The 23370-nt window shown below is 64.1% G+C and carries 26 protein-coding genes; 18 read left to right on the plus strand and 8 right to left on the minus strand.

Annotation, left to right across the window (positions count from 1 at the left end; all coding sequences use genetic code 11):
• Nucleotides 1–7 precede the first annotated feature (7 nt).
• From maiA to SL003B_RS20650, 4 genes are all read right to left on the minus strand, one after another.
• Nucleotides 8–667: a maleylacetoacetate isomerase gene (maiA, locus tag SL003B_RS20635; protein WP_041376357.1), complete on the minus strand. Its 660-nt coding sequence runs from the start codon at nt 665–667 to the stop codon at nt 8–10.
• An 8-nt stretch (nt 668–675) separates the two neighbouring features.
• Nucleotides 676–1371 (minus strand): fumarylacetoacetate hydrolase family protein, encoded by a 696-nt coding sequence (locus tag SL003B_RS20640; protein WP_013654816.1) that lies wholly within the window; start codon nt 1369–1371, stop codon nt 676–678.
• Nucleotides 1372–1400: 29 nt separating this feature from the next.
• Nucleotides 1401–3347 carry a TRAP transporter permease gene (locus tag SL003B_RS20645; protein WP_013654817.1) on the minus strand — a complete coding sequence of 649 codons (1947 nt, stop codon included), beginning with the start codon at nt 3345–3347 and terminating at the stop codon, nt 1401–1403.
• Between the two features lie 90 nt (nt 3348–3437).
• Nucleotides 3438–4394, minus strand: a complete 957-nt coding sequence (locus SL003B_RS20650; protein ID WP_277914611.1) for a TAXI family TRAP transporter solute-binding subunit — start codon at nt 4392–4394, stop codon at nt 3438–3440.
• Between SL003B_RS20650 and SL003B_RS20655 the strand changes: the two genes are divergently transcribed.
• The 7 genes from SL003B_RS20655 to SL003B_RS20685 all read left to right on the plus strand — a co-directional run bounded on the left by SL003B_RS20655 (nt 4276) and on the right by SL003B_RS20685 (nt 11825).
• Complete coding sequence (locus SL003B_RS20655; RefSeq protein ID WP_277914612.1) at nt 4276–5994, plus strand: aromatic ring-hydroxylating dioxygenase subunit alpha; 1719 nt, start codon at nt 4276–4278, stop codon at nt 5992–5994. The genes SL003B_RS20650 and SL003B_RS20655 overlap by 119 nt on opposite strands.
• Before the next feature lie 46 nt (nt 5995–6040).
• Entirely contained in the window at nt 6041–6637 is a 597-nt protein-coding gene (locus SL003B_RS20660) for an aromatic-ring-hydroxylating dioxygenase subunit beta (protein ID WP_277914632.1), read from the plus strand.
• An 11-nt stretch (nt 6638–6648) separates the two neighbouring features.
• Nucleotides 6649–6954 carry a non-heme iron oxygenase ferredoxin subunit gene (locus SL003B_RS20665; protein WP_083812138.1) on the plus strand — a complete coding sequence of 102 codons (306 nt, stop codon included), beginning with the start codon at nt 6649–6651 and terminating at the stop codon, nt 6952–6954.
• Between the two features lie 32 nt (nt 6955–6986).
• Nucleotides 6987–7820, plus strand: a complete 834-nt coding sequence (gene hcaB / locus SL003B_RS20670; RefSeq protein WP_013654823.1) for a 3-(cis-5,6-dihydroxycyclohexa-1,3-dien-1-yl)propanoate dehydrogenase — start codon at nt 6987–6989, stop codon at nt 7818–7820.
• 155 nt (nt 7821–7975) lie between these two features.
• Complete coding sequence (locus SL003B_RS20675; RefSeq protein ID WP_041375676.1) at nt 7976–9427, plus strand: aldehyde dehydrogenase; 1452 nt, start codon at nt 7976–7978, stop codon at nt 9425–9427.
• A 73-nt stretch (nt 9428–9500) separates the two neighbouring features.
• Entirely contained in the window at nt 9501–10853 is a 1353-nt protein-coding gene (locus tag SL003B_RS20680) for a cytochrome P450 (protein ID WP_242390292.1), read from the plus strand.
• 114 nt (nt 10854–10967) lie between these two features.
• Nucleotides 10968–11825 (plus strand): fumarylacetoacetate hydrolase family protein, encoded by an 858-nt coding sequence (locus SL003B_RS20685; protein WP_013654826.1) that lies wholly within the window; start codon nt 10968–10970, stop codon nt 11823–11825.
• Nucleotides 11826–11877: 52 nt separating this feature from the next.
• Here SL003B_RS20685 and SL003B_RS22535 read toward each other — a convergent pair whose 3' ends face one another.
• Complete coding sequence (locus SL003B_RS22535) at nt 11878–12402, minus strand: MarR family winged helix-turn-helix transcriptional regulator (protein ID WP_013654827.1); 525 nt, start codon at nt 12400–12402, stop codon at nt 11878–11880.
• Between the two features lie 360 nt (nt 12403–12762).
• Here SL003B_RS22535 and SL003B_RS20695 point away from each other — a divergent pair, with 360 nt between their 5' ends.
• The 8 genes from SL003B_RS20695 to SL003B_RS20730 all read left to right on the plus strand — a co-directional run bounded on the left by SL003B_RS20695 (nt 12763) and on the right by SL003B_RS20730 (nt 19446).
• A complete protein-coding gene (locus SL003B_RS20695) occupies nt 12763–13086 on the plus strand; it encodes a 2Fe-2S iron-sulfur cluster-binding protein (protein ID WP_013654828.1) in 324 nt (107 codons plus the stop codon).
• A 50-nt stretch (nt 13087–13136) separates the two neighbouring features.
• On the plus strand, nt 13137–14195 hold the full coding sequence (gene gtdA, locus SL003B_RS20700) for a gentisate 1,2-dioxygenase (protein ID WP_013654829.1): 1059 nt from the start codon (nt 13137–13139) through the stop codon (nt 14193–14195).
• Entirely contained in the window at nt 14159–15262 is a 1104-nt protein-coding gene (locus SL003B_RS20705) for a dihydrodipicolinate synthase family protein (protein WP_242390293.1), read from the plus strand. Before gtdA ends, SL003B_RS20705 begins: the two co-directional genes overlap by 37 nt.
• Nucleotides 15259–15855, plus strand: coding sequence for a 2-hydroxychromene-2-carboxylate isomerase (locus tag SL003B_RS20710; RefSeq protein WP_013654831.1), 597 nt, complete (start codon nt 15259–15261; stop codon nt 15853–15855). Before SL003B_RS20705 ends, SL003B_RS20710 begins: the two co-directional genes overlap by 4 nt.
• A 33-nt stretch (nt 15856–15888) precedes the next feature.
• On the plus strand, nt 15889–16794 hold the full coding sequence (locus SL003B_RS20715; RefSeq protein WP_013654832.1) for a VOC family protein: 906 nt from the start codon (nt 15889–15891) through the stop codon (nt 16792–16794).
• A gap of 54 nt (nt 16795–16848) precedes the next feature.
• Complete coding sequence (locus tag SL003B_RS20720) at nt 16849–18069, plus strand: NAD(P)/FAD-dependent oxidoreductase (RefSeq protein WP_041375677.1); 1221 nt, start codon at nt 16849–16851, stop codon at nt 18067–18069.
• Between the two features lie 101 nt (nt 18070–18170).
• Entirely contained in the window at nt 18171–18788 is a 618-nt protein-coding gene (locus SL003B_RS20725) for an OmpW/AlkL family protein (protein WP_013654834.1), read from the plus strand.
• A 58-nt stretch (nt 18789–18846) separates the two neighbouring features.
• A complete protein-coding gene (locus SL003B_RS20730) occupies nt 18847–19446 on the plus strand; it encodes a glutathione binding-like protein (protein ID WP_013654835.1) in 600 nt (199 codons plus the stop codon).
• Here the strand turns inward: SL003B_RS20730 and SL003B_RS23920 are convergent.
• Nucleotides 19424–20041 carry a phage portal protein gene (locus tag SL003B_RS23920; RefSeq protein WP_013654836.1) on the minus strand — a complete coding sequence of 206 codons (618 nt, stop codon included), beginning with the start codon at nt 20039–20041 and terminating at the stop codon, nt 19424–19426. The genes SL003B_RS20730 and SL003B_RS23920 overlap by 23 nt on opposite strands.
• A gap of 52 nt (nt 20042–20093) precedes the next feature.
• Between SL003B_RS23920 and tnpA the strand changes: the two genes are divergently transcribed.
• The 3 genes from tnpA (at nt 20094) to tnpC (ending at nt 22498) form a co-directional block, all read left to right on the plus strand.
• A complete protein-coding gene (gene tnpA / locus SL003B_RS20740) occupies nt 20094–20510 on the plus strand; it encodes an IS66-like element accessory protein TnpA (RefSeq protein ID WP_013650727.1) in 417 nt (138 codons plus the stop codon).
• Entirely contained in the window at nt 20507–20863 is a 357-nt protein-coding gene (gene tnpB / locus SL003B_RS20745) for an IS66 family insertion sequence element accessory protein TnpB (protein ID WP_013654838.1), read from the plus strand. Before tnpA ends, tnpB begins: the two co-directional genes overlap by 4 nt.
• Nucleotides 20864–20932: 69 nt before the next feature.
• Complete coding sequence (gene tnpC / locus SL003B_RS20750; protein WP_013654839.1) at nt 20933–22498, plus strand: IS66 family transposase; 1566 nt, start codon at nt 20933–20935, stop codon at nt 22496–22498.
• Here tnpC and SL003B_RS20755 read toward each other — a convergent pair.
• The gene (locus tag SL003B_RS20755; RefSeq protein WP_013654840.1) at nt 22481–23149 is read right to left on the minus strand and encodes a phage portal protein; all 669 of its coding nucleotides are present in this window, start codon (nt 23147–23149) and stop codon (nt 22481–22483) included. The two genes, tnpC and SL003B_RS20755, sit on opposite strands and share 18 nt — an antisense overlap.
• A 4-nt stretch (nt 23150–23153) precedes the next feature.
• On the minus strand, nt 23154–23369 hold the full coding sequence (locus SL003B_RS20760) for a phage head-tail joining protein (RefSeq protein ID WP_013654841.1): 216 nt from the start codon (nt 23367–23369) through the stop codon (nt 23154–23156).
• Nucleotide 23370: the final 1 nt, after the last annotated feature.

The following is a 23370-nucleotide window of genomic DNA, read 5'->3' on the forward strand; positions in this document are numbered from 1 at the left end:
TGACGCCTCAGGCCGGGACAGCGTCGGGTTGAAGGGGTGGGGCAGCATCGCGGAAGGCTGCGAGATCATCCAGAGCAGCGAAGATCCGCGCGATGGTCGGCCAGGCCGCGCTGTCCACATCGAAGCGGCGATTGTTCCAGATCTGGGCATAGAGGCAGCAATCAGCCATGCCGGGCGTGTCGCCGTGGCAGAAGCGTCCGGTCCGCTCATCGCTGGCCAGCATGATCTCGAGCGGGTCGAAGGTCGTGCGCACCCAGTGCGTGAACCATTCCTTCTGGGCCGCTTCGTCGGCGCCGAACTGTTCGGCCAGACGTGCGAGCACGCGAAGGTTGTTGAGGGGATGGATCTCGCAGCCGATCATGAACGAGATCGCGCGCACCCGCGCCCGCCCGTCGGGATCACGCGGCAGCAGGGCAGGGCCCGGCTGGGTTTCGTCCAGCCATTCGATGATCGCCAGTGACTGGACCAGCGGCGGGCCGTCCTTGCGCTCGAGCACCGGGACCAGACCGGCGGGATTGAGCGACAGGAACTCCGGCGTGCGGGTTTCGCCCTTGCGCAGTGCATAGCCCAGATACTCGTAGCTGATTCCCTTGAGGTTCAGCGCGGCCCGCAACCGGGTGGAGGTCGAGGACCGGAAGAAGTTGTGAAGACGGAAGGTCTCGGGCATCTGCGTGTTCATGCGCGCGGTCCGATCGTCGTCGTGATGTCGCCCAGCCCCTCGATCGTGACGCGGCAGACGTCGCCGGGCACGAGAGGCCCGACGCCGGCCGGCGTGCCGGTCATGACCAGGTCGCCCGGCCGGATCTCCATGGACTGCGACAGGATCGACACGATCTCGGGGACCGACCAGATCAGGTCGGCCAGGTCCGCGCTCTGCCTGACAGCGTCGTTGACGGTCAGCCTGATCGCGCCGGTGCTGAGGTGGCCTACGGCCGAGACCGGGTGGATCGGCCCGATCACCGCCGAGCGGTCGAACGCCTTGCCCCAGTCCCAGGGCCGCCCCGATTCGCGCGCGGCGAGCTGAAGGTCGCGCCGCGTCAGGTCGTTTCCGATGGCGTATCCCCAGACATGGTCGAGTGCCTGCTCGGGCGAGATATCCGAACCGGCGCGGCCGATCGCGACGACAAGCTCGGCCTCGTAATGGAAATTCTCCGTCAGCGGCGGGTAGGGGATGGTCTGGCGGTCCTCGACCACCGCATCGGCGGGCTTGGTGAAGAAGAAGGGCGGGTCGCGATCCGGATCCTTGCCCATTTCGCGCGCGTGCTCGGCATAGTTGCGTCCGACGCAAAAGATGCGCCGCACGGGAAAGCGCGTGTCGCTGCCGGCGACAGGCAGGCTGGGAACGGGCGGCGGCGGGAAGCAGTAGTTCATGGGGAAAGGCCTTTGCGCGGGGGTTCGTCTCAGGGTTCTTGTCGGGTCTGCTTCGGCTCGGGCGATGCGGCGAACATCCTGCGCAAGAGCCAGAACGCCGCCAGCATTGCGAGCCCGAGCCCATGCGCGGCGGCAACCGGAAATCCGCCCGGAGCGATCGGCAGCAGGAGCAGCACACCGCTCAGGGCAAGAAACATGCGCTGGAGGTTGTCGATCGGTCCGCCAAACCAGCGGGCCGCGGCCGCGGATATCGCATAGACCCCGCACATTGCCGCGCCGGCGGTCGTGACGATCTCCACCGCGCTGCCCTGCATCAGCAGCGGGGGGGAAACCACGAACAGGAACGGCACGACATAGGCCGTCCAGCCCAGCCGCATCGCGATGAGCGAGGTCTGCATCGGTGGCGCCTTGGCCAGCGCCGCCGCGAAGAAGGCGCCGATGGCGATCGGCGGCGTGACCATCGACATCATGCCGAGATAGAAGATGAAGAAATGTGCGGCAACCGGCGACACTCCGGCCTCGACGAGCGGCGGGGCAAGCAGAACGGCCAGCAGCAGATAAACCGCGACGGTCGGCATTCCCATGCCCAGGATCAGGCTGGCGATCGCCGTCAGGACCAGGAGGAGAAAGAGGTTGCCCTCGCCGATCTCAGCGAGCGCGAAGGTGCCGGCAAAGCCCAGCCCGGTGATGTTCAGAACCCCGATGATGATCCCCGCCCCGGCCGAGATCATCAGGATGTCGGTCATCGCGAACCCCGTCTCGACCAGCGACTGCCAGATCGCGCGCGGCGCGATTCGCTGACCGCCGTAGCCGAAGGCTGCGCCGCAGATCAACGCGACGGCGGTTGCCCAAAGCGCGGCGGTTTCCGGACGCTGGCCCATCCAGAACAATGCGCCCACCATGACCAGAAAGGGCAGAATCAGGATCCCGCCTCGCCGCAGCGTCCTGCCGGCGGAGGGAATCGTCTCTTCGGACAGCGGGGCAATACCGGACGCGGCAGCCTCCAGATCGACCTGGAAGTATAGCGCCAGATAGTAGAGCGCCGCGGGAATGACGGCGGCCAGCGCGATCTCTGCATAGGGAACCTGAAGGAAATCCGCCATCAGGAAGGCGACGGCGCCCATGACCGGCGGCGCGATCTGCCCCCCGGTCGAGGCCACGGCCTCGACCGCCGCGGCCATCGGTGCCCTGTAGCCCGAACGGATCATGAGCCGGATGGTGACAACGCCGGTCGCCACGATGTTGGAAACGACAACCCCCGATATCGTGCCGAACAGGGCCGACGCGAGAATCGAAATCTTGGCCGCGCCGCCGCGCCGCCGTCCCAGCGCGGCAAGGGATATGTCGTTGAAGAACTCGGCACCGCCCGCGCGCATGAGGATCTGGCCAAACAGCACGAAGGCGATCACGACGGTCACCGCCACGTTAAGCGTAAGACCCAGTATGCCGTTGACATCAAAGGCGACGTAGGTCAGCAGTTGTTCCGCTGCCACATGCCGGGTCTGCAAGGAGCCCGGCACCAGATGGCCGAGCAGCCCGTAGCCGGCAATGCCGAGCACGACAAGCACCAGAGGCCAGCCCACGACCCGGCGCAGGCCTTCGAGCACCAGCAGGAACAGGATGGCGGCAATCGTTACCACATCCGCTGCGACCGACATCGCGCGACCGACCAGGTCGGCGTAGTGGAAGGATACATAGGCCGAAGCACCCAGCCCGAGGGCGGCCAGCATCCAGTCGATCATCTGTCCCGCAACCGGCCGTTCGTTCCCGTCGCTGCCGCGACGCTCGATCAGGAACACCAGGGCGAGGCCGACACCGAGCGCCGCAGCCAGCACCTGTTCGGTGTAGATGCGCAGGCCCAGACGGCTGGGCAGGTCGAGCGCGAAGGCAATGGCGATGAGGGTCAGAACAACCGAAAGTCCCTGCACGACGGCAGGGCGGACAGACGACGGCCGGACGCGGCTTGCCTGTGTCATCTTGAATTTTTCCCGCTTGATGATTCGTCGTGTTGCGAAATGGCGGCCGGGCGGGATCCTATGCCGACCCACCCGGCCGCCCGGGCCCGGTCAGTTCGCCGGAATCCTGGCCACACCACGTTCGCCAAAGAACGCCACGGCGCCCGGATGGTATTCCACCCCGGGGTAGTCCACATAGGCGGTTTCGACGTTCAGCGCGGCAAGCGGCGGATAGGCTGCCATGATTGCATCGCGGCTGTCGAAGATCGCGGTCAGCAGTGCCTTGACCTGCTCGTCGGGAACGTGCGCGCCGGCCACCAGCACATTGTCCCAGGTCAGCATCATCATCGGCTTCTCGATCCCGACCCGGACCGGTGCCGGCGTGACTTCCGAGAAGTAGTAGGTGGGACGATGCTTGCGCACGGCCGCCAGTGCCGCCTCGTCCGAAGCGACTTCCAGGTAGCGGACCCCGCCGACCGAGGCAGCAACCTCGGCAACCTTTGGCCCGCCCACGGCGAAGAAGGCCGCATCGGTCATGCCCGACACGAGTGCGTCGGCGGCGCGGATCAGTTCGGGCATCGGCACGCCGACCACCTCGTCATAGCTGATCCCGTCGGCCTCCAGCAGTGCACTCACCAGGGGCCGGTTCAGCGGGAACTGCTCCCAGCCGGCAGGAACGCGCTTGCCCGCCAGATCGGATACACGGGTCATTCCCGAATCCGCGCGCACGAACAGCCCGACCGGGAAGGGATTGACCCGGGCCACGACCCGGAGATTGGGCATCGGCGCGGAATATTCGCCCGTCCCGGTCAGCGCAGTTATCATGTCGTTGATATCGTTCAGCGAATACTCTGCCAGCGCGTCATTGACCGCCTGCATCATCTGGGCATTGCCGCCATAGGGCTGCACGACCAGCCGAGGGCCGCCGGCCTTGCGGACCTCGGCCGCGATGACGGAAGCCATGGTGTTCCACACCGATCCGGCCGGCGGGGTCGCGACCGAAACCACTTGCGCCAAGGCGCCGCAAGGCAACAGGCACACCGCCGCCGCCGAAACCACGCGGCGCACCGACAGGCGCACCGACGACAAAACATTCATCTTGTTCCCCCCTTCACAGGATCATCCGGGCATCATCACTCCGGCTCTGCCCTCCCGCAGCGCCGCGACCGGATCATACCCGACATCGCAGATATTAAAAGCATGCTTTTTTTCTTGCCGGCACCCCCGCGGCGCGCTAGAAATCGGCCGGGACAGGCAGCTCGCGGAGGGGCTGCCGCTTGGCCAGACTGAAACGGGAGGAACTCCAATGAATGTGAGCGCGCAGACCGCTCGGACCGCCTACTCTGACGCCGAAATTCTCGGAATGATCGACGAGAAGCGCGGCGTCTACGATCCGAAGATCTATACCGATGAATCGCTCTACAGGCTCGAGCTGGAGCGCATCTTCGCGCGGACGTGGATCTGCATGGGTCACGAATCGCAGATCGCGAAGCCCGGCGACTTCATCACCGCCTACATCGGCGAGGATCCGGTGGTGGTGGTGCGTCAGAAGGATGGCAGCATCCGGGTGTTCCTGAATCAGTGTCGGCATCGCGGGATGCGGATCTGCCGTGCGGATTCGGGCAATGCCAAGGCATTCACCTGCACCTACCATGGCTGGGCCTATAATCAGGGTGGCGATCTGGTCAGTGTCCCGATGGAGCAGGAGGCCTTCGGTGGCTGCCTGAACAAGAAGGAATGGGGGCCGAAGCAGGCGCGTGTCGAAACCTACAAGGGTCTGATCTTCGCGAACTGGGATGCCGACGCGCCCTCGCTGGACGAATACCTCGGCGAAGCAAAGTTCTACATGGACATCATGCTCGACCGTTGCGAAGGCGGCACAGAGGCGCTGCCGGGCGTCCAGAAGTGGGTGATCCCCTGCAACTGGAAATTTGCCGCCGAACAGTTCGCGTCGGACGCCTATCATGCGGGAACCACCTCGCATCTGTCGGGCATCATGGCGGGTGTGCCCGAGGATGTCGATCTCTCTCAGGTCGCGCCACCGACCTCGGGGCTGAACGTGCATATGTCGAACGGTCACGGTTGTGGCCTGTTCCTGCGCAACCCGATGTTCTACATGACGATTCTCGGTCCGAAGGTGACCGAATACCTGACCTCGGGGCCGGCCTACGAGGAAGCGACGCGCCGCTTGGGCAAGTCGCGGACGGATGTGCATCTGTGCCATTGCAACATTTTCCCGAACTTGTCCTTCCTTGCCGGGATCAACACGGTCCGCATGTGGCAGCCGCGCGGTCCCCATGAAATCGAAGTCTGGACGTTCGGCGTCGTGGACAAGACCGCCCCGGACGACATCAAGGAGGAATGGCGCCGCAATATTTCCCGGACCTTCACGGCCGGCGGCGTGTTCGAGCAGGATGACGGCGAGAACTGGTGCGACATCCAGCAGGTGCTGAAGGGTCACGTTGCCCAGCAGCAGAAATTCAATATCGAGATGGCCAGCCACACGGTTTCGACCGAGAATCCCGAGGGGTTTCCGGGGATCAGCTTCGCCTATACCTATGGTGAGGAATCGGCGCGCGGTTTTTATCGGTACTGGACCCAGATCATGACCGCACCGGACTGGCCTTCGATCCGCAAGATCCAGCAACAGCCTGTGGCAGCTGAATAGCCGCCCCCTGCGGCGGCAGTCCGCACTCTGGTCAAAACGCTTGCCGGTGCATCCGGCAGGCGCCCTAATGCAGTGGGAGGAAGCCATGCTCGACAGCACTTTCAAGTCCGCCTTCGAACGCAAGCCGAAGGCCGTTTCTCTGGAACTTCAGCACGAGGTCGAACAGTTCCTGTACTGGGAGGCAAAGCTGCTGACAGATCGCCGTTACCAGGAATGGTTCGACCTTCTGGCCACGGATCTCCGCTACTGGATGCCGATCCGATCGACCCGGATCATGCGCGAAGTCGCTCAGGAATACACCGATGAGAACGGTTTCGCACATTTCGACGACAACTGGCACACGATGAAGGGTCGTATCCGCAAGATCATGTCGGATGTGGGCTGGTCCGAGAACCCGGCTTCGCGCCTTCGCTATCTGGTCGGCAATGTGATGATCGTCCCCGAAAGCGACGACACCCTCAATGTCGTCTCGGCCGTGATGGTCTATCGCACGCGGCAGGAACGCCAGCTCGACGTTTTCGCCTGCGAGCGCCAGGATGTCCTGCGCCGCGTCGCTAGCGAGGCCGGTTTCCAGATCGCGAGCCGCAAGATCCTGATCGATCAGAGCACCATCCTTTCCAACAACCTCAGCTTCTTCTTCTGAAAGGCGGAAGGATGGCGTGGACAAGAGCTTTTCCTTCGGCAGACCTGCCGGAGGGAGAAATGAAGCAGTTCACCGGGGCGGCCGAACCTATTCTGGTCTGCAAACTCGATGGGCAGGTCTTCGCGGTCCAAGATACCTGCACACATGACACCTGGTCGTTGTCAGACGGTTTCCTTGAAGACGGGATCGTCGAGTGCAGCCTTCACTTTGCGAAGTTCTGCGTCAGGACGGGGCAAGTGAAGGCGCCTCCGGCCTGCGAGGCTCTTCGGGTCTTCCCGGCGAAGATCGAGAACGACGACATCTACATAGATTGCTGACGGAAGCCCTGGAGGCAACGGGAGGAAACGCAATGAAACTTCAGGATCAGGTCGCGCTCGTCACGGGCGGCGGGTCGGGACTGGGCCGCGCCATCGTCGAGCGCTATGTCGGAGAGGGCGCCCGCGTCGCAATCTTCGACCGTTCGCAGGAACGAATCGACGAAGTCGTGAAGGAACTCGGCGACAGGGTCATCGGCATCGTCGGTGACGTGCGCGAAATGGACGACAACAGGCGCGCCGTCGCGGAATGTGTCAGGGCATTCGGCAAGCTCGATACCCTGGTCGGCAATGCCGGTGTGTGGGACTGGTCGAAATCGCTGGTGTCCACGGAGGACGACGCGCTCGTCGCCGCTTTCGACGAGATGTTCGCCATCAACGTCAAGGGTTACGTCCTTGCAGCCAAGGCGGCGCTGCCCGAACTTTACAAGTCCCGGGGGCAGATGATCTTCACGGCATCGAATGCGTCCTTCTACCCGGGCGGCGGTGGCGTCATCTATACTGCGACGAAACACGCGGTGGTCGGCATGATCAAGCAGATGGCGCACGAATTCGCGCCGCATGTCCGTGTGAACGGCGTCGCCCCCGGCGGAATCGTCGGCAGCAACCTTGCCGGGATCGGTGCGCTTGGCCAGGCCGGACACAAGTTCTCGGAACTGCCGCTGAACGACCTGATGAAGCAGATGCTTCCGCTCGAGCGCGCGTTTCACGCGCGGGAATATGCCGGTGCCTATGTGTTCTTTGCCGATCGCCGGGACAACCAGCCGGCAACCGGCAGTGTGCTGAACTTCGACGGCGGCATCGGCATGCGCGGCTTCACGTCTCCGAACATGGGCGGCGAACTGGTGGAAGCCTTTGGCAGCGTCTGAATCTGCAGGGGCAGGTTCGATCCCGCCAACGGGTCGGACTGCCCCGAACGGACAGCGGGATTTTGCGCATAGTGGCCCAGAATGCTGGTTCGGTTCGACGGCGCAAGCTTGGCGGCGTCGATGACCTCGTCCAATCAACAAGGAAAGGAAACGCGGTGGATACCTATCTCTATATCGACAACGAGGCGCGCGGTGCCAGCGACGGCGGCACCTTCGTCCGCCGCTCGCCGGTGTCTGGAGAGGCTGTGACGCATGGCGCAGCGGCCAAGGCAAGGGATGCGGTGGCGGCGGTCGAATCGGCGCAACGTGCCTTTGCGACCTGGTCTCAGACCGGACCGGGACAGCGCCGCGGCCTGCTGCTGCGCGCCGCAGACGAGATCGAGAACCGGACCGAAGAATTCGTGACCGCCATGAAGGGCGAGGTCGGCGCGGGCGATCTGTGGGCGCGGTTCAATGTCCTGCTGGCGGCGAATGTGTTCCGCGAAGCAGCGGCGATGACGACGCAAATCCAGGGACGCAGCATTCCTTCGGACAAGCCGGGCACGCTGTCCCTGACCGTGCGCCAGCCGGTCGGTGTCATCCTTTCGATCGTGCCGTGGAATGGACCGATCGTGCTTGCGGCGCGCGCCATTGCCTATCCCCTGATGTGCGGCAACACGGTCGTGTTCCGGGCCTCGGAAACCTCGCCGAAGACGCACGCCCTGGTGGCAGAGTCTGTCTATGCTGCGGGATTTCCGGCGGGAACGCTGAACTTCGTGACCAACGATCCCAAGGACGCCCCCGAAGTCATCGAGACCATGATCGCGCACCCGGCGGTGCGCCGGGTGAACTTTACCGGATCGACCAGCGTCGGCCGGATCATCGGTGAGAAATGCGGCCGCCATTTGAAACGGTGCATCCTGGAACTTGGCGACAAGTCGCCGATGATCGTGCTGCGCGATGCCGATATAGACGGCGCTGTGAATGCGACGATTTTCGGGGCGTTCCTCTATCAGGGCCAGATCTGCATGTCGACCGAGCGGGTGATCGTCGAAGAGCCGATCGCTGACGCCTTTGTCGAAAAGCTCGCGGCACGTGCCGCCGAGCTTCAGGCCGGCGACCCGCGCAGCCAGACCGCCTGCGCGCTTGGCCCGGTCGTAAGCCAGGGTGCCGCCGACCGGCTGAACGCACTGCTTGACGACGCCTTGGAGAAGGGCGCGAAAATCAGGGCAGGCGGTCCCGCCCAAGGCACGCTGATGCCGGCAACCGTCCTGGATGGTGTGACATCGAAGATGCGCATCTATGCCGAGGAAGCCTTCGGCCCTATCCTGCAAGTGATCCGGGTCAAGGATGCGGATGCGGCTGTGCATGTTGCCAACGACACGGAATATGGTCTTTCGGCCGCCGTCTTCAGCAACGATGTAACCCGTGCGCTCGACGTGGCGATGCGCATCCAGACCGGTTCGGTGCACATCAACGGGGCCACCGTCGCCAATGAGGCGCAGGCACCTTATGGCGGCACCAAGGCGAGCGGCTGGGGGCGTTTCGACAGCCAGGCTGTGATCGAGGAGTTCACCGAATTGAAGTGGCTGACGTTCGAGCAGCCGTCCCAACGATATCCCTTGTAACCGGCGACCAGCCGTTCAGATCAGGTCCGGCCGTGAACACTACCATCGGCCGGACCGGCCGGGACACCGGCGCTTGTATGAAGGCACCACGCAAGACAGGACATCATCGACCCGCCGTGACCGAAAGGATGTCGTGCCTGCAATCGTTATCGTTGTCCCAGCGCACCATAAGGAGGAAGAGATGACAGTATCCACCGCAGCCGATGAAGTCCTGTCGGGTCAGGCCCGGGGGTTTAACCTTTTCGATCCTCCCGAGGACTATTTCGACGATCCTGGCCCGTATTTCCGCCTTCTTCGCGACGGGGATCCGCTGCACGCCCAGGAAGACGGCAGCGTCCTTCTTACCCGCTATGACGACGTGCGGCAGGTTTGGCGCGATCTGAGCGGCCTGGTTTACAAGGGCGACCAGTTCCGCCAGCGTTTCGGAGAGGGCCCGCTGCTTGAACATCACACCTCGACCATGCTGTTCCGGGACAATCCGGATCACGACCGTCTGCGGAACATTGTCAACCCGTTCTTTGCCCAGACTTCGATCCAGCAGCTGTCGAGGTTTACCCAGGATGTGGTCGATCAGGAGATAGAGAAGGTGAAGCGGATGGGCGAATTCGACTTCGTCCGCGACTTCGCCTTCCGGATCCCCGTCACCCTGATCTGCAAGATCATCGGCGTGCCTGTCGAGGACGCAGACTATATCCAGGCCGTCGGCCGCAAGGTTCTGTTCCCGCTGAACCCCAAGGTGCCGGATAGCGCGATCGCCGAAGGGCACGATGCTGTTGCCGAATTCAAGACCTACCTGCTTCCCTTTCTGCAGGAGATCAAGTCGCGGCCATCGATCGACCGCGCTGAAAACATTCTCTGCGCAATGGCTGCGGCCCAGCGTGAGGGTGTCGAAATCAGCGACGACGAAATCCTGCACATGTGCATCGTGACGCTGAACGGCGGCCACGAGACCACCACCAACCTCATTTCCCAGTCGATCCACTTCCTGATGGACGACCCGGAAAGCCTGAAACAGCTACGCGACGGCGAAGTGCCGATCGCAACCGCCCTCGAGGAACTGATCCGTTTCGTCACACCCCTGCAGCTTCAGGGGCGGCGCACGACCCGCGACGTGGTTCTGGACAGCGGGAACGGGACCATCCCGGCAGGGACCGAAGTGGTTCTGTGCCAGGCCTCGGCAAACCGGGACGAACGGATATTCGACAGTCCCGACAGACTGAACCTCGCCCGCCGGCCAAACAATCACGTCGGCTTCGGGGCGGGAATTCACGTCTGTCTGGGGCGGTCTCTGGCCAGGCTCGAAGCTTCGATCGCGATTCCCACCGTCCTGCGCGAACTGCCGACGCTGGCGCGCGGCGGGGATGTCCGCTTCCAGCGCAACACGCGGTTCAGGGGACTGGAACAGTTTCCGGTCAGGATCGCCTGATCCATCCAGGCGCCGGGACGGCGCGTGAATTCAGTTCCGGCCGCCGCAATGGGGCCGCCGGAGCCTCCAAAGCCATGCGCGACGCGGATGGCATCACGGATCGGGAAACACAAAATGAAGATTTGCCGTTTCAACAAGACTCGCGTCGGCCTTGTCGAGGGTGCCGAGGTCGTCGATGTGACCGCCGCGCTTGATCTGCTGCCGCAGGTGCGCTATCCGCTGCCGCGCCACGACCCCATGATCGCACATCTCGATCTGCTGATGCCGGCCTTTGCCGCGGCATCGCGCAGCGGCGAGCGTCGGAAGCTCTCGGAAGTATCGCTCGAATCTCCGGTCGCGAACCCCGGCAAGCTGGTGGCGGCGCCCGTCAACTACGTCAAGCATCTCGAGGAGGCGCGCGAGCAGAAGGAATTGCACCAGAACAATGCCGCGCAGATCCGCGTGATCCACGAGACGGGTCTTTTCCTCAAGGCGACAAGCAGCCTGATCGGCCCCTCGGACCCCGTAACGCTGCGCTTCCCCGACCGCCGCTCCGACCATGAGATCGAGCTGGCGGTGATTATCGGACGCCGCGCGGACCGCGTGTCGGCGCAGCGGGCGCTTGAACATGTGGCCGGCTATGCGATCGGGCTGGACATGACTGTGCGCGGCGCCGAAGAGCGCAGTATGCGCAAGTCAATCGACACCTATTCCGTGCTTGGCCCCTGGATGGTCACGGCCGACGAGATCCCGGATCCGTCCCGGCTGGACTTCGAGCTTAAGGTTGATGGTGTCACTCGGCAGAAGGCGAATACCCGCGATCTGGTGCTGAGCGTTCCGGAGCTGATCGAGATGGCAAGCCGCTTCTATACGCTCGAGGTCGGCGATGTCATCTTCACCGGAACCCCCGAAGGCGTCGGTCAGGTTCTGCCCGGAAACCGCCTGCATGCCTGGATAGACAGGATCGGGGCCATGGACGTTCGGATCTGCTGAAACCTGGGTCGGCGACCGGAAAGCAATGGAGCCCACCGCCCGCGCCTGCCGCTCAGCCGCTTTCAGGCATCGCCGCGTCGGGAATCGACGACCGCGTGTGCTTGCCGGACTTCTGGACGTAGTTCATCAACTGCGCCACGAACTGTGCCCCCTCGTCAGGATCGAGTTGATCCAGCAGCAGCGACCGCAGCAGTTCAATCCGGCCTTCGCCCGCGATTGCCAGGGCCATGCCCGCCGCTGTCAGTTCAAGCAACTTCTGGCGGCCATCCGCCTCGCTTTTCCGGATCAGCAGCAATCCGCGCTTTTCGAGCATGGTGGCCGTCCTGCCGCAGCTCGCCTTGTCCACCGCGGCGCGGCGGGCAAGTTCCGTAACCGACAGTCCGGGAAAATTCCGCGCTGTCGCGATCAGGATCCAGGTCACCGGTGTCAGGTGCAGACCTGCCATGGCTTCGTCAAAGCAATAAAGAAAGATCTGGTAGATGCGCCGAATCAGGTGGGCGGGATGTTCGGTCAGAACTTTCTGGCGACAGAGCGCATCCTGCGCGCCCTGGGGATCGGCCATGGCATGGTCTTTCATTCGCAACGTCCATTGTGTGGGTGAGCCCCTGACCGGCGCCCCCGGGGCGCAGGCCACGACTAGAACTGTGCACGACTGTGCATGATCACTCGCGGCGCCGCAATGACCGAGGGCGGCAACACCGCCGAACACGGGATCGGCCCAAGGCTTGTGTGCGGCTTGCGCAATCGGCTTCATTTGGCTTGACGGGCTGGCCCGGGGTCGTTAGAGAATAGTATGCATGCTTGATAAAGTCGCCGGTTGACCGGGCGCAGTGGCACAGCAGTCAAGGGCCTGGTTGGCAACATGCGTGCGGAGAAGGCGGGTGGGGGCCCTGGTGGGCCCGGCCGGTTCCGTGTCGATCTTGGGAGGGATTCTTAGGTGGCCATCAATCTGGTTTTTATCGACTCGACCGGCGAACGGCGCGAGATCTCTGCCGCGGAAGGGCGGACTTTGATGGAAGCCGCGTGCCTGGCCGGGATTCCCGGCATCGACGCGGATTGCGGCGGGGCCTGTGCCTGCGCCACTTGTCAGGTCTATGTCGATGCCGAGTGGCAGTCCCGTCTGCCTCCCGTCGGCAACCCCGAGGCGAACATGCTGAACTTTGCGGCCAACCGGCGCGAAAACAGCCGCCTCGCCTGCCAGATCAGGCTGACCGCCGAGATGGATGGTCTTATCGTGTCCACCCCCGAGTTCCAGTTCTGAAATCGCTGAGGGATGCCCGCCCTCGCGCGGGCCGCTAGTGGAGGAGCCGAATGTCGCTTATCGAAAAGCCGGTGGAAACGCCGGAGCGTCGCGAATTCTACGAAAAGATCGACAGTTCTTCGTATACCGCGCTGTGGACGGTTCTGTCAGACATCATCACGCCGGAGCCGCGCAGCACCTGTCAGTCGCATCTCTGGCATTTCGACGAGGCCAAGGCCTATCTTCTGGAGGCGGGCAATCTCATCACCGCCAAGGAGGCCGAGCGGCGTGTGCTCGTGCTCGAAAACCCCGGCCTGCGCGGTCAGTCCCGCATCACCACCTCCCTTTATGCCGGGCTTCAGATCGTCATGCCGGGAGAGGTCGCCCCGGCGCACCGCCACAGCCAGTCTGCCCTGCGCTTCGTGATGGACGGGTCGGGGGCGCACACTTCGGTGGACGGCGAGCGCACGATCATGCAGTTCGGTGATTTCGTGATCACGCCGCCGGGCGCTTGGCACGATCACGGCAACGATTCCGATCAGCCGATGGTCTGGCTTGACGGGCTGGACATCCCGATCGTGTCGGTCTTCGATGCGTCTTTCGCGGAAGAGCATCACGAGGACCAGCAGCCGATCACCCGCCAGGTCGAAGACAGTTCCTGGCGCTTCGGCGCGAACATGCTGCCGGTCGATTACGAGCGGACCCGGCTTTCGTCGCCGATCTTCAACTATCCTTACGAAAGGTCGCGCGAAGCGCTCGCCCATCTCGAAAGGCAGGGTGAACTGGATCCGTGCCACGGCATCAAGATGCGCTATGTCAATCCCGTCGATGGCGGCTGGGCAATGCCGACGATCTCGCCCTGTCTTCAGCTTCTGCCTCGGGGATTCAAGTCCCAGAGGTATCGCTCGACCGATGCCACCGTTTTCGTCGTCACCGAAGGGAGGGGGCGCAGCACGATTGCCGGAAAGACCTACGAATGGGGTCCGAGGGACATCTTCGTGGTGCCCAGCTGGAAAGCAGTCACCCATGAGGCCGACAGCGATGCCGTGCTGTTTTCCTATTCCGACCGCGTCTGCCAGGAGAAACTCGGGCTGTGGCGGGAAGATCGCGGAAACGCGATTCCGCTCTGAACATCGGGCATCGTCCTGCCGCGATTGCGGCAGGGGTCGCCGCAGGCAAAATTCCCACAGGAAAAGACGCAATGACACGAAAACTTCTGACCGTGGATGATGTGAACGGCTGCTGGGCGATCATGCCCACGCCGTCCAAACCCGGTGCATCCGATCCGAACGCCGTCGATACGGTCGATCTGGAAGAAACCGCGCGCGCGGCCGAAGCTCTGGTTGCCGCAGGCGTGGATGGCATCCTGTCGCTTGGCACCTTCGGCGAGGCCGCGACCACGACCTGGGAAGAAAAACAGGCGTTCATGCGCACCTTGGTCGAGACGGTTCGCGGGCGTGTGCCGGTCTTCGGCGGCACCACATCACTCAACACCCGCGATACGATCCGCATGACCCGCGCCGCACGCGAAATCGGCGTCGATGGTGTCATGCTGGGCTTGCCGATGTGGGTGCAGCCCGATCTGGCGACAGCCGTCCAGTTCTTCCGCGACGTTGCATCGGCCTGTCCCGACGTGGCGATCTGCGCCTATGCCAACCCGGAGGCCTTCAAGTTCGAGTTTCCCCGCGCCTTCTGGGCGCAGATCGCGGATATTCCGCAGATCGTCTCGGCAAAGTATATCCATACCGCGGGCCTCTATGCCGACCTGAACCTGACCAAGCGCAGGATCCGGCTGATGCCGCTGGACGTGGATTACTATGCCGCAGCGCGGATCGACCCGGATGCGTGCACGGCCTTCTGGACCAGCGGCGCCGTCTGCGGACCGGCCCCTGCGATCCAGTTGCGCGATCTCGTGTCGAAGGCCAAGAAAACCGGCGACTGGACCGGCGCGAAAAAGCTGACCGACCGGATCGGCCAGACCTATCGCACTCTGTTCCCGAACGGTTCGTTCAAGGATTTTTCGGTGTATAACATCGGCATCGAAAAGGCCCGCATGGACGCGGCCGGGTGGATGAAGGCGGGTCCCTGCCGCGCGCCCTATTCCCTGGTCCCCGAGCCCTATCTTGAGGGAGCCCGCGAATCCGGTCGGCAATGGGCGAAACTCGCCGCCGAGCTTGCGACGGAGCGGGCGGAATGACAGCGCGCGCGCTGGACTTCTATTTCGACTTCATGAGCCCCTTTGCCTATCTGGCCTTCCAGAAGGTGCCGACGCTCTGCCGGGAATACGGGCTGGAGTTTCGTCCGCATGTGGCGAACCTGCCCCGGCTGAAGCTGCTGGCGGGCAATACCGGTCCGGCCAATGTGACCATTCCGCTGAAGCTCCGCTATCTTCGCAAGGATCTCGATCGCTGGGCGGCACTCTATGGCGTGCCCCTTGTATTCCCGAAATCGCTTGCGTCAGAGACCCTGAACAAGGCCTTTCTCCATGCGGCAGACCATGGCGCGGGCGAGGCCTTCATCAAGGCCGCGTGGGACCGGGTCTGGGGGGAAGGTGCCGATCCGGCCGATCCGTCGCTTCTGGCAGGGCTTGCTCGGCAGTTCGGTTGGAATGAAGACTCCCTGGCGGCCTGGGTCGCATCCGAACAGGCGGAAGCCCGTTACGAGGCCGGGACACGGGCCGCGCATGAGGCCGGTGTCTTCGGAATGCCCACGATGATCGTGGGCGACGAGATGTGGTGGGGCAACGATCGCCTCGCCTTCATGGAAAAATCGCTCCAGTCGGGGCTTTGAACGAGACCGGCTCTGGCCGGAGGGAGGAATTCTATGGCTCTTCAAAAACTGTCTCATGCGCGGTTGCGCGTCAGGAATCTCGATGCATCGGTGCAGTTCCACACCGAAGTTCTCGGGTTGGAGGAAGTCGCCCGGCAGGACGGCGTCGTGTATCTGACTTGCGGCACCGACGGAACCTTCGATGTTGCCGTGACCGAGGGCGGGTCGGGCGTCATCAGCTTTGCCATCGCGGCGGATGACGATGAGGATCTCAGACACTACAAGAAGCGCGTGTCCGAGGCCGGTGTGGAGGTGCGTGAAATGACCGCGCCCGATCCGGGCGTTGAAAAGATCATCGAATTCGATCTGCCGCCGCAGAACCAGAAGATGCAGATCGCTCTGCTCGATGCCTCGGCGCGCAAGCACTATTACAACCCTGCCGCGCGCGTTCGCAACCGTCTGTCGGCGCTGGCACCGGTGGATCTCGATCACATCACGCTCCGCGTCGGGCCCGATGCGACGCAGACGATCGAGTTCCTCACCAAGCATGTCGATTTCTACGCATCCGACATCGTCGAGTTTCCCGGCGGTCAGGGACGGCTCGCCGCCTGGCTCCATGTCGGTGACTTCCACCATGACGTGGCAATGTTTGCCGGCGCGCCGCACGAAACGCTCGACCATCTCGCCTGGACGATCCCGAACTTCGAGTTCATGAAGCTCATGCTCGACCAGGTCGCCCGCGGTGGCGTCATGACCGAGGCCGGACCGGGGCGGCATGGCGTCGGCTCGAACCTCTATTCCTACTTCTTCACGCCGGACGGCAACCGTTACGAATTGTCCGGCGAGATGCCGCGTTGCGTGGATCGCAAGGCTCCGCCCTTCATCTGGCGCGCGGATCAGCCCGGCATCTTCAGTTCGTGGGGCGCGCCGTTCCCCGAAAGCTTCAAGATCGGCTCCTGATCCGGGGCAGGAACATCGGCGCGGAGGGGGTCCGCGCCGACCGATTTTCGTGCGATGGGGAGGATCGCCATGAAGCAGGTTGTAATCGTCGGCGGTGGCCAGGCCGCCGCATCGGCAGCCAGGACGTTGCGGAGCGAGGGGTTCGACGGCGGGGTCGTCATCCTGTCGGACGAGGTCTATTACCCCTATGAGAGACCGCCGCTGTCCAAGGCGGTGCTTCAGGGGACAGCGGACGCAGTCAGCACCTGCCTGCTAAGCGAGGATGACGCGCGGAGCCACAACATTGACGTGCGGCTCGGCCAGCGCGTGGAAGCCATCGACCGTGGCAACCGGACCGTAAAGCTCGGCTCCGGCGGGATCCTGCACTATGACAGTCTGCTGATCGCGACCGGCAGCCGGGCCCGCAGGCTTGAAGGGGACTTCGCCGACAAGCGCAACGTCTTCTACCTCCGCAGTCTCGACGATGCCGCGGCGCTGCGGGCCGCGATGGCACCCGACCGGCATATGCTGTCGATCGGTGCGGGCTGGATCGGCCTCGAAGTGGCTGCCACCGCGCGCAAGATGGGGATGCAGGCGACGGTGGTGGAACTTGCCGATCGTCTCTGCGCCCGCAGCCTGCCCGCAGATGCCGGCGCCGCGCTGGCCGAGGTGCACCGCGGGCACGGCACGGTCATCCATCTGAACACCGTGATCGAGAGCGTCGGCGGCCAGGATCGGATCGAGTCCGTTACCCTGTCGAACGGCAAGACCCTTGCGGTGGACATGGTCGTTGTCGGGATTGGCGCGATCGCCAATGATGTGCTTGGCCGCGAAGCGGGGCTTGAAACCGCCAACGGAATCGTCGTGGACGAGTTCCTTCGCACATCCGATCCGAACGTTTTCGCTGCCGGCGACGTGGCGGCGATGCGTATGGGCGATGGTCGTCTTGTGCGCATGGAGTCCTGGGCCAATGCGCAAGACCAGGCTGCCATGGCGGCGCGGAATATCCTGGGCAGGAACGTGCCCTATGTCGTCAACACCTGGTTCTGGTCCGACCAGTATGATCTGAACATCCAGATGATCGGCGACATTCAGCCCGAAGGTGGCAGTGTGCTTGTGCGGAGGGGCGAGGGAAGGGCCTTTACGCGCTTTTCGGTGGTCGATGGGCGTCTGGTCGGCGCCATCTGCTTCGGCACGCCGCGCGACATGGCGATCATCCGTCGGCTGATGTCGAAGGGCTATGTCGTGACAGACGACGCGCTGGTGACGGCGCCGGACCTTCGGAAGCTTCTGTAGGACCCCGGGTCCTGCGGATCACAAGAACTCAACAAAGACTTGGCACATCAGGGAGGAAACGTATGCGCCATTTTGCAGCGATCGGAGGCGTGTGTCTTTCAATGTCGATCGGTATTCCCGCTGTGGCTCAGGATGCGGGTCATCGCGGCTGGTATTTCCGCGGCGGTCCGGTCGGAGTGTTTTTCAGCCCCGGCGTGGATCTTTCGATCGCCGGCGCGACGGTTCCAGGCGCGGATGTTTCGGTTGACGACAACTATTCGCTTACCTTCGATATCGGCTACCGGTTCAACGAGCGGCTTTCCGGCAGCTTCACCTTCGGCGTTCCGCCCACGGCAGAGATCCGTGGCGCCGGTTCCGTTGCCGGTGCCTATCTGGGCGACGTGACCTATGCCCCGGCCGTTCTGGCGCTCCAGTATCGAATTCCGACGGGAAATCCGAAGTTCGAGCCCTATGTCGGGGCCGGCGTCAACCATACCATCATTCTCGACGAGGACGGGCGCGACGTCGCCAACTTCAAGGTCGATAACGGTTGGGGTGCGGTGCTTCAGGTCGGTTTCGAGAGCATGATAAACGAGAAGATGGGCATCTATTTCGATGTCAAGAAGATCTGGCTCGAAACCGATGTCGGCGGCACGTTCGGGGTTGGCGGGCCGCCGGCGGCCGGCCAGGCGACCCTCGACCCCCTTCTGGTCGGGGCCGGTCTGGTCTGGCGCTTCTGACCAGCGGATCTTGAGCCCTTGAACCGTCAACCCACCTGCAAAAGCGAGAAGTCGAATCATGGAACTCTACTATATCCCTGCGGCCTGTTCGTTGGCCGCCCATATCGCCAGCCTCGAGGCCGGCCTGCCGACGACTTTCCGGAGGGTCGAGATGAGCCCGACCGGAAACACGGTTGACGGCGCGGATTACACCGAGATCAACCCGCTCGGACTGGTGCCGACGCTGGTCGATGGTGACCGGAAGATCTCGGAAGCCGCAGTCGTGCTTCAGTATATCGCCGACATGGCGGAGGGACGCCTCGGTGATGTCACCGGACCGGGGCGCTGGAAGCTGCTCGAGATGCTGAATTTCCTCGCGACCGAGATTCACAAGTCGATCGGGCCGCTGTTTCGCCCGGACCTGCCCGGCGAAGCCCGGCCCTTTTTCGAGAAACTGGTTTCCAGTCGGCTGACCGCGGCCCAGGACCGCATCGAAAGCTCTGGCTACCTCGTTGGAGATGGCTTCACGATCGCCGATGCCTATTTCTTCACGCTGCTCGGCTGGTGCAATTTCCTGAAGATGGACATGTCGCCTTGGCCGAAGCTGGGCGAATACGCACAGCGCATCGGCAGCCGCCCCGCAGTTCAGCAGGCGCTCAAGGAAGAAGGCCTGGCCTGAATGCGGCTTTACACCGCCATTTGCGGATAAGGGTCAGGATGCGTTGATTTGGCGCGCTACGTGATTCACTGCCCCGAAGCGGGGCGGTGACATGTGCGATCTTTGCTGGCCGAACAGCGAACAGACGGGCACGGAGCTGCGGCCTCGGTGTCGGGCGTGCCGGGGGCAGCCCCAGCGAGGCCGAGACCGCCAGCAACGTGCGGTACTGGAACGCCTCGTAGCCGCCGCCGACATCCGCCGGGGACGAGAACTTCACGTCCTCGCCGGGCAGCAGCACCTGCAGCGTGCCGGGCTCGAGGCTGGCGATGGCCGCGCCGTCGGCCTCAGACTCCTCCGTGCCCATCATCGGCTCTTCCGGCGCGGTCTTGGTGATGAAGCCCGCGAACATCGCCGCGGTCTTCTTTCGGTCGAGCTCGGCGTCGTCGTACTGGTCGAGCAGGAACAGCCGCACCATCGCCGGCGCGATATGCGGCAGCCCCCGGATCTGGCCCGCGTCGATGGGGCGATAGATGTGCAGCACGTCCGCCGCCGGCACGCGCACCGTCGTAAGCGCGACGCCGACCACCTCCTGCCATTTCTGAGCTGATCCGGCCATTCTGCGCGCATGTGCGTGACGGAGGGTTTGGATATTGGAAAGAGACGGCAAAATGGACGTCCATTTGGACGGCTCAAGGGGTGTTGGGGTTTCCCGGCTCGAGGTGATCGAGGGGCCCAGCGGGCGTCGGCGGCGGACGAAGGCTGATCGGGCGCGGATCGCGGCGGAGAGCATGATGCCGGGTGTGAAGGTGGCCGATGTCGCGCGCAAGCACGGCACCACCCGCTGGCAAATCTACGATTGGCGCAGGCAGATACGCAAAGGCAACCTGGTTCTGCCCGATAGCATCGCGGCGCTTCCGATGTTCGCGGAACTGGTTGTCGACGACAGCGCGGTGGATGCAGCGACGGCGCGTCCCGCATCCGATCTGGAGATTGTTGTAGGCGATGTCGTGATCCGGGCGGGTGCCGATACCGACGAAAGGCAACTGACGCGAGCGATCCGCGCGGCGCGGGCCGCGGCATCATGATGTTCGGCCAGGGCGGGTCGGCGAAGGTCTTCGTGGCGACACGGCCGGTGGACTTCCGCAAGGGTATTGATGGCCTGGCGCTGGCGGTGCAGGAGATGTTCGGGCTCGATCCGTTCTGTGGCGCGGTCTTCGTGTTCCGGTCGAAACGCGCGGACCGGATCAAACTTCTGATATGGGATCAGACCGGGATGGTGCTTGTCCACAAGCGGCTGGAATGCGGCAAGTTCGTCTGGCCACAGGCGCAGGACGGGGTGATGCGGATATCCTCCGCCCAGATGGCGGCCTTGTTCGAAGGGCTGGACTGGCGGCTGGTCCGGCCGGAGCGCGCGCGGCGCCCGCTGGTGGCGGGATGATCGCCTGGGGGCTCTGGAAACTCCTGTTTTTGCTGGCCAGAACGGGTGTCTCATGATTCACTTCGGACCATGGATGCCGCCGTTCTCGCCCGAGAAAACGCCCTTCTGAAAGCCCGCCTGATTGAGGTGGAGGCGGCGCTTGCGGAGTCGCAGGAGGCGAACCGTAGGCTGGAGGACATCCTGCGCACGTCGCAGCGCGAGAAGTTCGGCAAGCGCTCGGAGAAGCTGTCGCCTGATCAGTTCAACCTCCCTCTGGAAGATGCCGAACTGGCCCAGGGAGTGCTCGAGGCCGCACAGGAGAAGGCTGAAGCTGCGATGCAAAGGGCGCGCGGTGAAGAGCCCCGTAAGCCCAAGCGCAACCGTGGGCATCTGCCGTCGCATCTGCCCCGGGTCGAGCGCGTGATCGAGCCTGCAAGCACGCGCTGCCCCTGCGGCTGCGGCGAGATGGCGAAGATCGGCGAGGACGTGTCCGAACGGCTCGACGTGATCCCCGCGCAGTTCCGGGTGCTGGTCACGCGGCGGCCCAAATATGCCTGCCGCCGCTGCTCGCAGGCCGTGGCACAGGCGCACGCACCCGAGCATGTCGTGCCCGGCGGGCTGCCCACGGAACTGTTCATCGCCTCGATCATCGTGTCCAAGTTCGGTGACCACCTGCCATTTTACCGCCAGGCGGAGATCTTCAAACGGCAGGGGATAGATCTGGACCGCGGCACGCTCGGCAACTGGGTCGGCCGCGCCTGTTTCCACCTGATGCCGATCATCAATCACATGAAGGCTCATCTGCGCGGCGCGGACCGCATTTTTGTCGACGAGACCCGCGCGCCGGTGCTGGACCCGGGCCGCAAGGCAACCAAGAGCGGCTTCTTCTGGGCCGTCGTGTCCGATGATCGCGGCCATGGCGGTGTCGGCCCACCCATCGTGCTCTTCCACTACGCCCCCGGGAGGGGGAAGGAGCATCCGCTGAAGTTCCTTGCCGGATACCGCGGCCGGTTCCTGCAATGCGACGCCTATCAGTCCTACAACGCTCTGACGGAGATCGCGCGCGACACCGGCCCGTGGCAGCTGGTCTATTGCTGGACCCATGTCCGCCGCCGCTTCGTGAAACGCTTCGAGAGCGACCGCTCCCCCATCGCCGAGGAGATGCTGCGCCAGATCGCGCTGCTGTATCAGATCGAGAAGACCGTGCGCGGCAAGGATGCGGAAGTGCGGCTGCTCGCCCGACGCGAACATGCAAGCCCGATCATCACAGCACTCAAGCCCTGGCTGGAAGCCCAGCTCTCGCGCATCCCGCAGAAATCCCAGCTGGCCGAGGACATCCGCTACACCCTCGCGCACTGGCCCGGCCTGATCCGCTTTCTGGACGAAGGCACCCTCGAGCTGGACACCAACCCTGTCGAAAATCAAATCAGACCGATTGCCCTGACGCGGAAAAACGCGCTCTTCGCAGGCAACGAGGTCGGTGCCGAAAACTGGGCCATGCTCGCCTCGCTGGTCGCCACCTGCAAGATGTCCGGCGTGAACCCCGTCGACTACCTCGAAGCCACCCTTCGCGCCATCCTCGACGGCCATCCGCAGAGTGGCATCGAAGACCTTATGCCGTGGCGCTTCAGGATGCCGTCAAGCCTCGCCGCGTAGGGTCACGCCGTGGCGCTTACGCACCGTCTCCGGGATGGCCGCCCCCTGGTCGGTGCTGTCGCCCGGGTGGCGGCGGCGGAAGTGGTAGGCCACGCGGCGGCCGATCCCATCGAACTCGATCCCGCAGCGCAGCCGGTTCCCGTTCGCCGCGGTGCCGGTCTTCTCGAAGGGCAGCATCTCCGATTGCAGGAGCTGCATCTGCAGTGGGACCGTCAGCCCGTCCTCGGCCCGGCGGGGCCGCAGCCGGACGAAGCACTCGCCGGCCACGAACATCTCGCGCGCGACCATGGCCTGCAGGCCGTAGAAGTCGGTCAGCCCGTCCGCATCCGCCTCGTCGGTCCAGGCCAGCCAGAGCCGCTGGACGCGATCCCGCAGGGCCGCATCCTCGATCAGCGACGAGGGCTTGATCCCGTCGCCGACGAGGTTCGCGGCGAAGGCCTCGCAGGCGTTCGCCGCATAGCCGTTGGTGACCACGAGCTCGCGCGCCCGCGCCAGCAGTCGCGGCCCGCCCGAGGCCACCAGCGCGTTGATGTTCTCCAAGGGCGGGTTCCAGCCACGGAGCCGGCGCTTCGCCATGGCGCCCTCGAGGCGGGCGCGCACCGCAGCGGGACCGCCGGTCGAGCGGCGGCGGAAACGGTCGAAGATGCCCATGGGTTCAGAGAGCCTTCGCCGTCGTTACGCGCACTTGCCGGACAATCCGACGCCCCTCGGCCGCGGCGATCTCGCGATCCAGCGCCTCGACGGCCCGGTCGATCTCCGTCACGCTGCGATAGTCCACGGTCTTGCCGTCATAGCTGACCCGCGCCACGCCCGAGGACCGCTGCGCGGTCAGGGCGTCGCGCCGGGCGCGGAGCTCTGCGGCCGTGGCCATG

The organism is Polymorphum gilvum SL003B-26A1, assembly GCF_000192745.1.
Classification (GTDB): domain Bacteria; phylum Pseudomonadota; class Alphaproteobacteria; order Rhizobiales; family Stappiaceae; genus Polymorphum; species Polymorphum gilvum.